Origin of the sequence: Pseudomonas sp. KBW05 (genome assembly GCF_003852405.1) — a bacterium.
Classification (GTDB): domain Bacteria; phylum Pseudomonadota; class Gammaproteobacteria; order Pseudomonadales; family Pseudomonadaceae; genus Aquipseudomonas.
The window spans coordinates 17,687-34,494 of sequence record NZ_QAJM01000014.1 but is presented as its reverse complement, the minus strand read 5'-3'; the positions used below and the strand labels follow the sequence as shown (position 1 = coordinate 34,494).

Genomic DNA, 16,808 nt, shown 5'->3' with positions numbered 1-16,808 from the left:
ATAATGATTGTCAAATGAGAAGGCGAACTAATCTTATGCTTTCTGGTTTGCTGTGAACCACGTCTCGCGCAAAGCCTGCGACTAATTATTTGCCCGCTCCGTCCGTTCTCTTGGGTGACAGGTCCGTTCGTAAAACGGCCATGGATCAGCACCCGCAGGAGGGCGAAATGGGTTTTTATCGTGCATACAGCGTGTTTCAGTTTGGAGTACTCGCCGGATGAGTACGCCGACGTGCCTGCGCCTGTTTTGCCTGCCCTATTCGGGCGCCAGCGCCATGGTGTATGCCCGCTGGCGCCGGGCGATGCCGGCGTGGTTGCAGGTGTGCCCGCTGGAATTGCCCGGGCGTGGCATGCGCATGGACGAGCCGTTGCAGCGCGATATCAAGGCCCTGGCGGCGCAACTCGCCGATGAGATCGGCCGCGACCTCAACGGCCCTTACGCCTTGTTCGGCCACAGCCTCGGCGGCCTGTTGGCCTTCGAACTGGCCCACGCCCTGCGCGCACGCAACCTGCCGGCGCCACTCGCACTGTTTGCCTCCGGCACGGCGGGCCCGGCGCGCCGCGATGTCAGTGAATACGCCATTGAAAAGACCGACGCCCAGCTGCTCGCCCGCCTGCGCGAACTGCAAGGCACTGCCGAAGAAGCCCTGGCCAACCCCGAACTGATGGCGCTGATGCTGCCGATCCTGCGCGCTGACTTTCTCCTCTGCGGCAGCTTCACCTACGGCGAGCGCGTGCCGTTGCGCCTGCCGATCCACGTGTTCGGCGGCAAGCAAGACAGCGTGCGCGCCGACCAGTTGCTTGACTGGCAGGACGACGCCGCCAGCGGCTTCTCCCTGGACATGTTCGACGGCCACCACTTCTTCCTCGTGCAGCACGAAAGCGCCGTACTGCGCTGCATCCGTCGCTATGCCGACGAACACCTGGCCCGCTGGCGCAATGGCGCGTCGCGGCAATTGATCGCCGGTTGAACGCACCCGACTTCCCGAATTTCCCGTAAGCCGATTTCAGGCAGGAACCCCATGATGGACGCCTTCGAACTTCCCCGTACCCTGGTCCAGTCCCTTCAACGTCGCGCCGCGCAGACCCCGGACCAGGTGGCTCTGCGCTTCCTCGCCGAGTCCGCCGAGCAGAGCGTCGTGCTCAGCTACCGTGACCTCGACCAGCGCGCCCGCACCATCGCCGCCGCCTTGCAGGCCAACGCCGAGCTGGGCGACCGCGCGGTGCTGTTGTTCCCCAGCGGCCCGGACTACGTCGCGGCGTTTTTTGCTTGCCTGTACGCCGGGGTCATCGCGGTGCCGGCCTATCCGCCGGAGTCCACTCGCCGCCATCACCAGGAGCGCCTGCTGTCGATCATCAGCGATGCCGAGCCGCGCCTGTTGCTGACCATCGCCAGTCTCGCCGAAGGCTTGTCGCAGATTGAAAACGCACCGCCGGTGTTAAGCGTCGATAACCTCGAAAATGCGGGTGACTGGATCGCCCCCGACCTGCAGCCCGACGACATCGCCTTCCTGCAATACACCTCCGGTTCCACCGCCTTGCCCAAGGGCGTGCAAGTCAGTCACGGCAACCTGGTGGCCAACGAAGTGCTGATCCGCCGCGGCTTTGGCATCGACCTCAACCCCGACGACGTGATCGTCAGCTGGCTGCCGCTGTACCACGACATGGGCCTGATCGGTGGCCTGCTGCAACCGATTTTCAGCGGCGTGCCGTGCGTGCTGATGTCGCCGGCGTACTTCCTGGGCCGACCGTTGCGCTGGCTGGAAGCGATTAGCGCATACGGCGGCACCATCAGCGGCGGCCCGGATTTCGCCTACCGCCTGTGCAGCGAGCGGGTCAGCGAATCGGCCCTCGAACGCCTGGACTTGAGCAAATGGCGCGTGGCCTATTCCGGCTCCGAACCGATCCGCCTCGACACCCTGGAGCGCTTCGCCGAGAAGTTCGCCGTGTGTGGGTTCACCTCCGACAATTTCTTCGCCTCCTACGGGCTGGCCGAGGCGACCTTGTTTGTCGCCGGCGGCAAACGTGGCCATGGCATCCCGGCGCTGCGCGTCGATGAGCCAGCGCTCGCCGCCAACCGCGCCGAGCCGGGGCAGGGCAGTGCGATCATGAGTTGCGGCACCAGCCAGCCGGAGCACGCAGTGTTGATCGCCGATCCGCACACCCTCGCCGAATTGCCGGACAACTGCGTCGGCGAACTCTGGGCTACCGGCCCCAGCATCGCCCACGGTTACTGGCGTAACCCTGAGGCCACGGCCAAAACCTTTGTGCAACACGCGGGCCGCACCTGGCTGCGCACCGGCGACCTCGGGTTTATGCGCTTTGGCGAGGTATACATCACCGGGCGTCTGAAAGACCTGCTGATCGTGCGCGGGCACAACCTGTATCCGCAGGACATCGAACAGACCATCGAGCGCGAAGTGGAGGTGGTGCGCAAAGGCCGGGTCGCTGCATTCGCGGTGAATGACGGCGGCCTGGAAGGCATCGGCATCGCCGCTGAAATCAGCCGCAGCGTGCAGAAAATCCTGCCGCCCGAAGCACTGATCAAGGCAATCCGCCAAGCCGTCGCCGAGGCTTATCAAGAAGCGCCTTGCGTGGTGGTGTTGCTCAACCCCGGCGCGCTGCCCAAGACCTCCAGCGGCAAGGTGCAGCGCGCGGCGTGCGGCCTGCGCCATGCCGATGGCAGCCTCGACAGCTACGCGCAATTCCCCGACCTGCAAGCGGCCGCCACTGGCGCGGCGCTGGAATCTGCGCTGCAAAGCCAGATCGCCGCGATCTGGTGCGAACAGCTGAACCTTGCGACGGTGGCCGCCGACGATCACTTCTTCCTGCTCGGCGGCAACTCCATCACCGCCACCCAGGTGGTTGCCCGCCTGCGCGAAACCCTCGGCCTGGAGCTGAACCTGCGCCTGCTGTTCGAAGCGCCGACACTCGCGACGTTTGCCGCCAGCGTCGCGCAATTGCAGCATGACGGTGGCGTCGCCCAAGGCTCTATCCATGCGCTGTCACGCCAGGACGACCTGCCGCAATCCCTGGCGCAAAACCGCCTGTGGATCACCTGGCAACTGGACCCGCAGAGCAGCGCCTACACCATCCCCGGCGCCCTGCGTTTGCGCGGCGAACTGGACGAAGACGCGGTGCGCCAAAGCTTCCAGCACCTGATCCAGCGCCACGAAGCCCTGCGCACGCGCTTCTACGAACGCGACGGCCAGGCCTTCCAGCGTGTCGACCCAAGCACCGATTTCGACCTGCAAATCATCGACCTCAGCGACCTGCCCAACGCCGAGCGAGAAGCCCGTGCACAGCAAATCCGCGAGGACGAAGCACGCACCCAGTTCGACCTGGAGAAAGGCCCGCTGCTGTGGGTGACCCTGGTGCGCCTCGACGATGAAGATCATCAGTTGCTGGTGACCTTGCACCACATCATTGCCGATGGCTGGTCGCTGAATATCCTCATCGACGAGTTCTCCCGCCTCTACGCCGCCACATCCCAAGGCCACGCACTGGAGCTGCCGCCACTGGCGCTGCAATACGCCGACTACGGCAGCTGGCAGCGCCAGTGGCTGGCCGAAGGTGAAGGCCAGCGCCAATTGGCGTACTGGAAAACCCAGTTGGGTGAAGAGCATCCAACGCTCAGCCTGGCGACCGACCACCCGCGCACGTCGCAGCATATTCACAGCGCCTCGCGCCACAGCGTGCGCCTGGACGCGCGCCTCAGCGCCGCGATCCGCCAGGCCGCCCAGGCCAACGAAGCCACGCCGTTCATGCTGTTGCTCGCAGCGTTCCAGACCTTGCTCTACCGCTACAGCGGCCAGCGTGACATCCGCATCGGCGTGCCCAACGCCAACCGCCCGCGCCAGGAAACCCAGGGCCTGATCGGCTTCTTCATCAACACCCAGGTCTTGCGTGCCGAGCTGGATGGACAGCTGCCGTTCAACCACTTGCTGGCGGCCACCCGCGAGAGCACATTGGGCGCCCAGGCCCATCAGGACCTGCCGTTCGAACAACTGCTCGAAGCCTTTCCCCAGGCCCGCGAGCAAGGCCTGTTCCAGGTCATGTTCAACCACCAGCAACGCGACCTCAGCGCCTTGCGCCGCCTGCCGGGGATGCTCGCCGACGAACTGGCGTGGCACAGCCGCGAAGCCAAGTTCGACCTGCAACTGCACAGTGAAGAAGACCGCAACGGGCGCCTGAGTTTGTCGTTCGACTACGCCGACGAACTGTTTGACACCGCAACCATCGAGCGCCTGGCCGAACATTTCATCAACCTGCTGCACGCCGTGTGCGAGCAACCGCAACAGGCCATCGGCGACCTCCCGCTGATGCAACAACAACCGCAACCGTGGGGCGAAGCACCGTGCGCAGCGGCCCAGCAATGGCTGCCCGATTTGCTCAACGCCCAGACCTCGGACCACCCCGCGCTGGTCTGGCAGGACGGCAGCCTGACCTTCGCCCAACTGCACACCCAGGCCAATCGCCTGGCCCATTACCTGCGCGACAAAGGCGTCGGCCCGGACGTGCGCGTGGCCATCGCCGCCGAGCGCTCGCCGCAACTGCTGATCGGCCTGCTGGCGATCATCAAGGCTGGCGGCGCCTATGTGCCGCTGGACCCGGATTACCCCGCTGAACGCCTGGCCTACATGCTCGACGACAGCGGCGTCGAACTGCTGCTGACCCAGACCTCGCTGCTGGAGCAACTGCCAGCCGCCGAAGGCGTGTGCGTGATCGCCATGGACAGCCTGCACCTCGACAGTTGGCCCACCCAGCCACCAGGCCTGCACCTGCACGGTGACAACCTCGCCTACGTGATCTACACCTCCGGCTCCACCGGCCAGCCCAAAGGCGTGGGCAACACCCACGCGGCCCTGGCCGAACGCTTGCAGTGGATGCAGGCCACTTACCAACTCAACGAAACCGACGTGCTGATGCAAAAGGCACCGATCAGTTTCGACGTGTCGGTGTGGGAATGCTTCTGGCCGCTGATCACCGGCTGCCGCCTGGTGCTGGCCGGCCCCGGCGAGCATCGCGACCCGCACCGTATCGCGCAGTTGGTGCAGCAGCACGGCGTGACCACGCTGCACTTCGTGCCGCCGCTGTTGCAGCTGTTTATCGACGAACCGCTGGCGGCCGAATGCACCAGCCTGCGCCGCCTGTTTTCCGGTGGCGAAGCCTTGCCCGCCGAGTTGCGCAACCGCGTGTTGGCGCAGTTGCCCGCTGTGCAGTTGCACAACCGCTATGGCCCGACGGAAACCGCGATCAACGTCACCCACTGGCATTGCCGCGCCGAGGACGGTGAGCGTTCGCCGATTGGCCGGCCGCTGGGCAATGTGATCTGCCGCGTGCTGGATGAACACCTCAACCTGCTGCCCCTCGGCGTGCCGGGTGAACTGTGCATCGGTGGCATTGGCCTGGCGCGGGGTTATCTGGGTCGTGCCGGTTTGACCGCCGAACGTTTTATCGCCGACCCGCTGGGCGCGGCCGGCGCACGCCTGTATCGCACCGGCGACCGTGTGCGCTGGAACGCCGATGGCGTGCTCGAATACCTCGGCCGTCTCGACCAACAGGTCAAGCTGCGCGGCTTTCGCGTGGAGCCGGAAGAAATCGAAGCGCGCCTGCTGGCCCTCGATGGCATCGCCCAAGCCGTGGTGCTGGTGCGGGATGCGCAGTTGATCGGCTACTACACCGCCCACACCGAATTGGACGAACAGGACGTGAAAACCGCCCTGGCCGCGGAGCTGCCGGAGTACATGGTGCCCGCGCTGCTGATGCGTCTGGACGCCATGCCCCTGAGCCCCAGCGGTAAACTGGATCGCCGTGCGCTGCCGGAGCCGGTGTGGCAAACCCGCGAACACATCGAGCCCGAAACCGCACTGCAACAGCAGATCGCCGCGATCTGGCGCGAAGTCCTCGGCCTGCCACGCATCGGCCTGCGCGACGATTTCTTCGCCCTCGGCGGGCACTCGCTGCTGGCCACGCAAATCATCTCGCGCACCCGCCAGGCCTGCGACGTCGAGCTGCCGCTGCGCACGTTGTTCGAAGCCAGCGAGCTGGGCACGTTTGCCGAACAGGTCGGGCTGATCCAGGCCTCGGGCCAGCGCAACCAACAGACCGCCATCGCCAGGGTCGACCGCAGCCAACCGGTACCGCTGTCCTATTCCCAGCAGCGCATGTGGTTCCTCTGGCAGATGGAACCGGACAGCCCGGCGTACAACGTCGGCGGCATGGCGCGCCTGCGTGGCGTGCTGGATGTGGGGCGTTTCGAGGCGGCGTTGCAGGCCTTGGTCATGCGTCACGAAACCCTGCGCACCACCTTCCCCAGTGTCGATGGCGTGGCGTACCAGAAGGTCGCGGCGCAAACCGGCCTGCGCATGGACTGGCAGGATTTCTCGGTGCTGGACGAAACCACGCGCCAACAACGCCTGCAACAGCTGGCCGACCATGAGGCCCACACCCCGTTCAACCTGGAAACCGGCCCGTTGCTGCGCGCCTGCGTGGTCAAGGCCGGCGAACGCTCGCACTACCTGGTGCTGACCCTGCACCACATCGTCACCGAAGGCTGGGCCATGGACATCTTTGCCCGTGAACTCAGCGCGCTCTACGAAGCCTTCATCGACGAGCGTGCCTCGCCACTGGCGCCGCTGGCGGTGCAATACCTCGACTACAGCGTGTGGCAGCGCCAGTGGCTGGAATCCGGCGAACGCCAGCGCCAACTGGACTACTGGACCGCGCAACTGGGTAACGAGCATCCGTTGCTGGAGCTGCCCGGCGACCGCCCACGCCCGCCGGTGCAAAGCCACCGGGGCGAGCTGTACCGCTTCGATTTGAGCGATGACCTGGCCGCCCGCGTGCGTGCCTTCAACGCCGAACGCGGCCTGACCCTGTTCATGACCATGACCGCCACACTGGCCGTGTTGCTCTACCGCTACAGCGGCCAGACCGACCTGCGCATCGGCGCGCCGGTGGCCAACCGCATCCGCCCGGAAAGCGAAGGGCTGATCGGCGCGTTTCTCAACACCCAGGTGCTGCGCTGCCAGCTCAGCGGGCAGATGAATGTGGCCGAGCTGTTCGAGCAGGTGCGCCACACCGTGATCGAAGGCCAGTCCCATCAGGACCTGCCGTTCGACCACTTGGTCGAAGCCCTGCAACCCCCGCGCAGCGCGGCGTACAACCCGCTGTTCCAGGTGATGTGCAACGTGCAGCGCTGGGAGTTCCAGCAAAGCCGCGAACTGGCCGGCATGACCGTCGAGTACCTGGCCAACGATGCCCGCGCGACCAAGTTCGACCTCAACCTGGAAGTCACCGACCTCGACCATCGCCTGGGTTGCTGCCTGACCTATAGCACCGATTTGTTCGATGAGCCGCGCATTGCGCGCATGGCCGAACATTGGCGCAACTTGCTGGAAGCGTTGATCGCCGATCCGCAACAGCGTCTCAGCGAACTGCCATTGCTTAGCGCTGCCGAGCAACGGGTGCTGCAGGACAGCCTGGGCGTCGAGCAGGGCGAACATCGCCTCGATCACTGCATCCATCAACTGTTCAACCAACAGGCGTTGGCCCGTGGCGATGCGCCGGCGCTGACCTTTGCCGGCGTGACCCTCAGCTACCGCGAACTGAACGAGCGCGCCAACCGCCTGGCCTGGATGCTGCGCGAACGCGGCGTCGGCCCGCAGGTGCGCGTCGGCCTGGCGCTGCCACGGTCCCTGGAGTTGGTCATCGGCCTGCTGGCGATCCTCAAGGCCGGTGGCGCCTACGTGCCGCTGGACCCGGAATACCCGCTCGACCGTCTGCACTACATGATCGAAGACAGCGACATCGGCCTGCTGCTCAGCGATGCTTTGATGTTCGAAGCCCTCGGCGAATTGCCGGCGACCGTGGCGTGCTGGTGCCTGGAAGACGACTTGCCGGTGCTCGCCAATTACCCGGCGGATGAACTGCCGTTTATCAATCTGCCGCAGCATCAGGCGTACCTGATCTACACCTCCGGCTCCACGGGCAAGCCAAAAGGTGTGGTGGTGGCCCACGGTGAAATCGCCATGCATTGCCAGGCAGTGATCGAACGTTTCGGCATGCGCGCGGATGACTGCGAACTGCACTTCTATTCGATCAATTTCGACGCTGCCACCGAGCGCCTGCTGGTGCCGTTGCTCAGTGGCGCGCAGGTGGTCTTGCGAGCCCAGGGCCAGTGGGACGCGGAAGAAATCTGCGCGCTGATTCGCCGCCATCGCATCAATATCCTCGGCTTCACGCCTAGCTACGGCAGCCAATTGGCGCAGTGGCTGGCGACCCAGCAGCAGACCTTGCCGGTGCGCATGTGCATCACCGGCGGCGAGGCGCTCACCGGTGAGCATTTGCAGCGTATCCGCGCGGCATTCCAGCCCGAGGTGTTCTTCAACGCCTATGGGCCGACCGAAACCGTGGTGATGCCGCTGGCCAGCCTTGCGCCCGAGCAACTGGAAGAAGGCGCTGGCAGCGTGCCGATCGGCAGCATCATTGGCGACCGTGTGGCGTACATTCTCGACGCCGACCTGGCCTTGGTGCCGCAAGGCGCGACCGGCGAGTTGTACGTCGGTGGCGCTGGTCTGGCGCAGGGTTATCACCAGCGTCCGGGGATGACGGCGGAGCGTTTTGTCGCCGACCCGTTTGCCCGCAATGGCGGGCGCCTGTATCGCACCGGCGACCTGGTGCGCCAACGCGCCGATGGCTTGGTGGAGTACCTGGGGCGGATCGACCATCAGGTGAAGATCCGTGGTTTCCGCATCGAACTGGGCGAGATCGAAACCCGTCTGCTGGAACACGAAGCCGTGCGTGAAGCGGTGGTGCTGGCGCTGGATTCGCCAAGCGGCAAACAGCTGGTGGCGTACCTGGTCAGTGATGCCGACCACGCCACATTGCGCGAAGCGCTCAAGGCCCATCTGAAAGCGCAACTGCCGGACTACATGGTGCCCGCGCACCTGATCGTGCTGGACAGCATGCCGCTGACCGCCAACGGCAAACTTGACCGCCGCGCCTTGCCGCAGCCAGACCCCGAAGCCAACCGCCAACACTACGTGGCGCCGCGCAATGAGCTGGAAAGCACCTTGGCGGCGATCTGGTGCGCGGTGTTGAACGTGCAGCAAGTCGGCCTCGACGATAACTTCTTTGAACTGGGCGGCGACTCGATCCTGTCGATCCAGGTGGTCAGCCGTGCGCGCCAGGCCGGGATTCATTTCAGCCCGCGCGACCTGTTCCAGCACCAGACCGTACAAACCCTGGCCGCCGTGGCCACCCGTTCCGAGCAGGTCACGGCGGAGCAGGGCGTGTTGAGCGGCAGCTCGGGCCTTACGCCAATCCAGCATTGGTTCTTCGACACCGAGATTGCCCAGCGTCAGCACTGGAACCAGGCGCTGTTGCTCAAGCCGCTGCAACTGCTTGATCCGCACCGCCTGGAGCAAGCGTTGCTGGCGGTGCTGGAACACCACGACGCCCTGCGCCTGAGCTTCACCCAGCGCGATGCGCAGTGGCATGCCGAGCACTTGGCCGTGCCCCAAGGCGGCGTGCTGATGCAGGCGCAAGTGCGTGACATGGCGCAGTGCACCGCGTTGTTCACCGACACCCAGCGCAGCCTCGACCTCGAACACGGGCCGCTACTGCGCGCCTTGCTGGTGGACGGTCCCGAGGGCCAGCAACGCCTGCTGATCGCGATCCATCACCTGGTGGTGGACGGCGTGTCGTGGCGCGTGTTGCTGGAAGATCTGCAAAACGTCTACCGCCAGTTGAGCGACGGCCAGTCCGTCAGCCTGCCGGCCAAGACCAGCGCGCTGCGGGACTGGGCCGCGCGTTTGCAGGCGTATGCCGGCAGCGAATCCCTGCGTGAAGAACTCGGCGTGTGGCAAGCGCAGTTGGCCGGGCCTGCGCTCGCGTTGCCGGCAGACCGTCCCCACGGCAGCCTGCGTAATCGCGACGCCGACACCGTCAGCGTGCGCCTGGATGCCGAGCACACCCGCCAGTTGTTGCAACAGGCGCCGAGCGCCTATCGCACCCAGGTCAATGACCTGCTGCTGACGGCGCTGGCCCGTGTGCTGTGCCGCTGGAGCGGGCAACCTTCGGCGCTGATCCAACTGGAAGGTCATGGCCGTGAAACCCTGTTCGATGACATCGACCTGACCCGCAGCGTCGGCTGGTTCACCAGCGCTTACCCGTTGCGCCTGACACCGCAAGCCGAGCAGGGCGCTTCGATCAAGGCGATCAAGGAACAACTGCGCGGCGTGGCGCACAAAGGCCTGGGTTATGGCGTGTTGCGCTATCTTGCGGACGACCTGACCCAGCAGACCATGGCCGCACTGCCGAGCGCCGAGATCACCTTCAACTACCTCGGCCAGTTCGACCAGAGCTTCGGCAGCGCGGCGCTGTTTCACCCGCTGGACGAATCCGCCGGCCTCGCCCATGACCCCGACGCGCCGCTGCCCAACGCCTTGAGCGTCGACAGCCAGGTGTACGGCGGCGAACTGGTGCTGCGCTGGACCTTCAGCCGCGAACGCCACGATCAGCAGACCATTCGCGAAGTGGCCGATGCCTACCTCGCCGAACTGCACAGCCTGATCGCCCATTGCCTGCGGGACGATGCCGGTGGCCTCACGCCGTCGGACTTCCCGCTGGCGCATCTGACCCAAGCGCAGCTGGATGTGTTGCCGGTGCCGGCCAGCGCCATCGAAGACGTGTACCCGCTGACGCCGATGCAAGAAGGCCTGCTGTTGCACACCCTGCTGGAACCAGGCACCGGCCTCTACTACATGCAGGACCGCTACCGCATCAACAGCGCCCTCGACCCCGAGCGTTTCGCCCAGGCCTGGCAGGCGGTGATCGCCCGTCACGAAGCCTTGCGTGCGTCGTTCTGCTGGAACGTCGGCGCCGACATGCTGCAAGTGATCCACAAACCGGGCAGCACGCCGATTGAGTACCTGGATTGGAGCGCCGATGCGGAAGATGAACAGGAACCGCGCCTGCAAGCCTTGCTCAAGCAAGAGCGCGAAGCTGGTTTCGATCTGCTCAACCAGGCGCCGTTCCACCTGCGTTTGATTCGCGTCGGTGCAGAGCGCTACTGGTTCATGATGAGCAACCACCACATCCTTATCGATGCGTGGTGCCGTTCATTGCTGATGAATGACTTCTTCGATATCTACATGGCCCTCGGCGAAGGCCGCGAGGCGCAACTGGCCACGCCGCCGCGCTACCGCGACTACATTGCCTGGCTGCAACGCCAAAACCTGGACGAGGCGCGCCAGTGGTGGCAGCACAACCTGCAAGGCTTTGAGCGCACCACGCCGATCCCGAGCGACCGGCCATTCATGCGTGACCATGCAGGCCACGGCGGCATGGTGGTGGGGGATTGCTACACCCGTCTCGATGCCCGTGACGGCGCGCAATTGCGCGAGCTGGCCCAGGCTCATCAATTGACCGTCAACACCTTTGCCCAGGCGGCATGGGCCTTGGTACTGCGGCGTTTGAGCGGCGACCGCGACGTGTTGTTCGGCGTCACCGTGGCCGGTCGCCCGGTGGAAATGCCCGAGATGCAACGCACCGTCGGCCTGTTTATCAACAGCATCGCGCTGCGGGTGAAGCTGCCCGAGGACGATCAGAAGTGCAGCGTGCGCCAATGGCTGAGCGGCCTGCTCGACAGCAATATGCAACTGCGCGAGTACGAATACCTGCCGCTGGTGACGATCCAGGAACACAGCGAACTGCCCAAGGGCCAGCCGCTGTTCGACAGCCTGTTCGTGTTCGAAAACGCGCCGGTGGAAGTCTCGGTGCTGGACCGTGCGCAAAGCCTGAATGCCACTTCGGACTCTGGGCGCACCCACACCAACTTCCCGCTGACGGCGGTGTGTTACCCGGGCGATGACCTCGGTTTGCACCTGTCCTACGACCAACGTTACTTCGACGAAAGCACCGTGCAAGGCATGCTCGGCGAGTTCAAGCGCCTGCTGCTGGCACTGGTGCAGGGCTTCCATGGCGATATGGCCGAGCTGCCGTTGATTGGCGCGCAGGAGCGTGAATTCCTCGTAGAGGGCTGCAATCAGAGTGAGCATGATTATCCGCTGGAAAGCAGCTATATCGAGCTGTTCGAAGCCCAGGTAGCCGCGAATCCACAGCGGGTCGCCGCCAGTTGCCTGGACCAGCAGTGGACCTATGACGAATTGAACCGCCGCAGCAACGGCCTGGGCCACGCGTTGATCGAAGCCGGCGTGGGTCTGGATCAACCGGTGGCGTTGCTCGGCGAGCGTAACCTCGACCTGCTGGGCATGATCATTGGCAGCTTCAAGGCCGGTGCCGGCTACCTGCCGCTGGACCCGGGCCTGCCAGGCCAGCGTCTGCGCAGCATCATCGACTTGAGCCGCACGCCGTTGCTGGTATGTACCGAAGCGTGCCGCGAGCAGGCCATCGAGTTGCTCGAAGGCTTCGACTGCCAGTTGCTGGTGTGGGAAGAAGTGCCGGCCCGTGGGGCGAATCCTGAGGTCTACAGTGGCCCGGACAACCTCGCCTACGTGATCTACACCTCGGGTTCCACCGGCCTGCCCAAGGGTGTGATGGTCGAGCAGCGCGGCATGCTCAACAACCAGTTGAGCAAGGTGCCGTACCTGAATCTCAGCGACGCGGATGTGATCGCGCAGACTGCTTCGCAGAGCTTTGATATTTCCGTGTGGCAGTTCCTCGCTGCGCCGCTGTTTGGTGCGCGGGTGGATATCGTGCCGAACGCGCTGGCCCATGATCCGCAAGGGTTGCTTGAGCATGTCCAGGCGCAAGGCATTACGGTGCTGGAGAGCGTGCCGTCACTGATCCAGGGCATGTTGGCCCAGGACCGCATCGGCCTCGATGGCTTGCGCTGGATGCTGCCGACAGGCGAAGCGATGCCGCCGGAACTGGCGCACCAGTGGCTGCAGCGTTATCCCGAGATAGGTCTGGTGAACGCCTATGGCCCGGCGGAATGCTCGGATGACGTGGCGTTTTTCCGTGTCGATCTGGTATCGACCCGTGGCACTTATTTGCCGATTGGTACGCCAACCGACAACAACCGTTTGTACCTGCTGGACGGCGCACTGGAGCTGGTGCCGCAAGGCGCGGTCGGTGAGTTGTGCGTGGCCGGTACGGGCGTCGGGCGGGGTTATGTCAGCGACCCGCTGCGCACCGCGCCGGTGTTTGTGCCGAACCCGTTTGGCGCACCGGGCGAGCGTCTGTATCGCACCGGCGACCTGGCACGTCGACGCAGTGATGGCGTGTTGGAATACGTCGGGCGGATCGACCATCAGGTGAAGATTCGTGGCTACCGCATCGAACTGGGGGAAATCGAAGCGCGTCTGCATGAGCAGCCGGAAGTGCGTGATGCAGCGGTTGGCGTACAGGAAGGCGTTAACGGCAAGCATCTGGTGGGCTATCTGGTCGCTGCCGATGAAACACTCAACCCGAGCGAACGCCTGGACCGCATCAAGCAACGCCTGCGCGCTGAACTGCCGGAATACATGGTGCCGCTGCACTGGCTGTGGCTTGAGCGCTTGCCGCTGAATGCCAACGGCAAGCTCGACCGCAAGGCTTTGCCTTTGCTCGAGATCGGCCAGCTCCAGAGCCAGGACTACCTGGCGCCGCGCAATGAACTGGAAGGCACCCTGGCCGCGATCTGGGCCGAGGTGCTGAAGGTTGAGCGGGTAGGGGTGCAGGACAACTTCTTCGAACTGGGCGGGCACTCGTTGCTGGCCACGCAGATTGCCTCGCGTGTGCAGAAGACCTTGCAGCGCGATGTGCCGTTGCGGGCGATGTTTGAATGCAGCACGGTGGCGGAGCTGGCCGGGTATATCGATGAGTTGGCGGTGAATGAGATCAGTGCGGAGAAGGTGGATCGGTTGAGTGATTTGATGGCGGAGTTGGAGGGATTGTGAGGTTACCGCTGGTCGATCAACACCTCGTGTTACGTCAGAACTGTCAATTCTGACAGTAGGCGAAACGGTGGCAAAAGAGCTCACTAAAGGGAGAAACCTTGGCTTCATGCTGGCTGAGGTTTCTGGCCCTTTAAACACGGAGTTCTTGTCATGGCTAAAGAAAAGGCACCCATAACAGCTAAAATTGCCTCAGATCCCGTCGACCCCAGTCCTCAAAAGCCGGTCAAGCCCAAAGCTCTGGACGTTGCCGCTCCGCAGCTTTCGAGTGAGGTGGACGGCACGGTCGTTCCCTCTCGAATGCCAGGTTCTTACCTCACTGTTGATCCACGCATGGACAGTTCACCTATCACCGTCAAGTTCAGCGCAAAGGACGCGCCTGAGCTTGTACTCGAGGATATTGTGGACTCAAGCGGTCAGTCAGGGGCGAGGAAAATAGCAATCCCTTTGGCTTACTTGACCACGCTTATGGGGTTTACAGCCCTCATTTCATATACAGGGAAAGCGCAAGGGCAGGCAGCGCAATCATCGGTCAAGGAAGTGGGGATATCGTTCTATCCAGCCAGTGAAAGTGAAAACCTTGCACCCTATTTGCTCCACGAAAAAATCGTGCATAACACGCCTACCTACGACATGCACGATCATACGGGTGATGAGACGGTGCTGGTGCCGGTACCGCCTCTTGCCAAGGCGGGTGACAGGGTTTATTGCACTGCGGTTACCGAGCAGGACGTTGTGCCGTACAAGTTCTATACCGTGATTTATGGTCACGAATTGACTGCTGAAGAGGCCGTTGCGGGGCACGTACTTCGCTTCTCTATCGCACGCGGTTGGCTGGCGCGACGCAAACCATGGCGGTCTATTACGCTGCAAAGTGCCTGGATTACCAGCGGTTTGCCTGCCGAGCCTCCAGTTGACGTCGACCCGCACCTTGAAACGCGATTGCCGGCGAATGCTCTGGAGATCCAGCGGCGTCGGACCGCAGCGTTGATTGTGGCACCAGGGTTGGACTTGCCTCCTCCGCATCTGCGCCAGTCTGTGGACTACAACGGTGGGTGGCATCTTAATCCCGAACTCACTAAAGAGGGAGGCGATGTAGACGTTCCCGGCCTGGATACCTATGCGGGCGATCGCGTCTGTTTTTTTGTGGGCGGGCCGGGATTCGCGAAGAAACCGCTAGGCTGCGTGGCCATTGAACATGACGGGGATCCGGCGTCGGTCAAACTATCGGCCTGTATCGTTGCCTGTTTATTCAATAAGTCGATGACGCTGACCTACACCCTTGCATTCAACGAAAGTGAGCAGTCATCCCCTGCACAGGACGTCAGCGTATCGGTGCCCCGGTTCGTTCATCCAAATATTGAAGAAGCAACTAACGGCACAGTGGATCTCAGCACATTCAAAGGGGGCGCATTGGCTACAGTGCCCGTTTGGGCCTACGCCGAGTGTTCGAATCTTTGTTGGATGTGGATCACGGGAAAGGACGGGGACGGCAGTGTATACCGGTTCGACATTTTACGGGATGAGCCTGTGACACACGATTGGAAGGCTAAAGGTGTGGAGGCGCCTATTCCAAGGGCTGAACTGCAAAAACTGGCCGATTGCAGCGAGTTCGAGCTGCATTTTGCAGTGAGCTTTTGTGAGGTGATCGGGCTGGAGAACGCTCGCGAGTTTCCTGCTCAGGCTTTCAAGGTCGAGCAGGAACCGCTGGACCTTCTTAAGCCTTCGGTGACCGAAGCAGTGGACGATGACCTGACCGTCTGGAATGGACGCGACGGTGTGCATGTCGAGGTTGATTACGTCGGAAAGCATCCGGGCCACAGCATCTCTGTGTGCTGGTCCAAGCCAGACGGCAGTTGCTTGCCGCTGCCTGCCCAACCTGGCAGTGACTCGGTCTTCTTCGTTCCGCCGGAAGCGGTCATCGAAAGTATGGGCAAAACCATTAAGATCACTTATACCGTGACCAGCGCGTGCAAGGTGCAGATCTCACCACCTCTGAATCTGCAAGTCAGTGTCGCTGTACGTTTGCCTAAACCAGCAGTGAAGCAGGCGACTCCTTACGCCATCCAGGGCGGCATCCTCGACACGCGGACCTTTCCGGGTGATGCCGATGTTGTCGTAAACAAATGGTGGTTTCTTTTGTTGGGTCAGCATGGTTGGTTGGAATGCAGAGGGACTGACGAGAATGGCTTACCCTATACCATCCAAGTAGCGACCGGCCACGCGATTACTGAGCCAGAGGTAAGTGCAGGTTTGGATATGAAGCTCCTGCGTACGGAGTTGGAGAAACTGCGTAACAAAACCCCGCTGGTGGTTTCTTACGAGGGGACTCCTGATGTGGCCGGTGTCAGGAGCAATGCAATCCAGTTTCCTGTGCTAAATCTGGAGTTTCGCAAGGCTTTTTACCATCACACAGACTTCGATCCAGCAGGGAAAGGTTGGAACGGCTGGCAAAGAGGACCGGGTGCTTCGGACCTCAGGGATCTGATTGAAAAAACAGGTGCAGTGCCTGGGAAACCTAGCGGGTATTTCTTGTTTGACTGGGGTTACACCAACACAACCTCTCCAGCGACGCAAAGTGTGAAACTGTTTCAGACATTCACTGGGCTGGAGGTGGGGCGTCAGTACAAGTTCAGTGCTTGGGTTCGTGATAATAGTGGGGTAGGCAATAAACCACGGTTGGTGCTTACGGCCGATGGGGTGGATATTTCGCCAGTAACGTTGCCGGCTAGGACTTGGGAACATATCCAAGGCGTCTTCACTGCGGCGTCAAGTTCGGCGTCGCTCACGTTTGAAAACCGTCAGATGGGGATATATCCAGGTAATGACTTTGATGTGACTCAGGTGACGGTGGAGGAACTTTGATCAGCAATGGCCACTTGTAGCCAGTGCAGGGCCTCCGAGC

3 protein-coding genes are annotated in these 16,808 nt (G+C 62.9%); all 3 read left to right on the top strand.

The features are described 5' to 3' along the window. Positions 1-217 precede the first annotated feature (217 nt). The 3 genes from DBR46_RS12690 (at position 218) to DBR46_RS12680 (ending at position 16,768) form a co-directional block, all read left to right on the top strand. A complete protein-coding gene (locus DBR46_RS12690; RefSeq protein ID WP_124526475.1) occupies positions 218-970 on the top strand; it encodes a thioesterase II family protein in 753 nt (250 codons plus the stop codon). A 51-nt stretch (positions 971-1,021) separates the two neighbouring features. Then, positions 1,022-13,906, top strand: coding sequence for a non-ribosomal peptide synthetase (locus DBR46_RS12685; RefSeq protein WP_124526474.1), 12,885 nt, complete (start codon positions 1,022-1,024; stop codon positions 13,904-13,906). A 150-nt stretch (positions 13,907-14,056) separates the two neighbouring features. Further along, on the top strand, positions 14,057-16,768 hold the full coding sequence (locus tag DBR46_RS12680; protein ID WP_177414045.1) for a hypothetical protein: 2,712 nt from the start codon (positions 14,057-14,059) through the stop codon (positions 16,766-16,768). Positions 16,769-16,808: the final 40 nt, after the last annotated feature.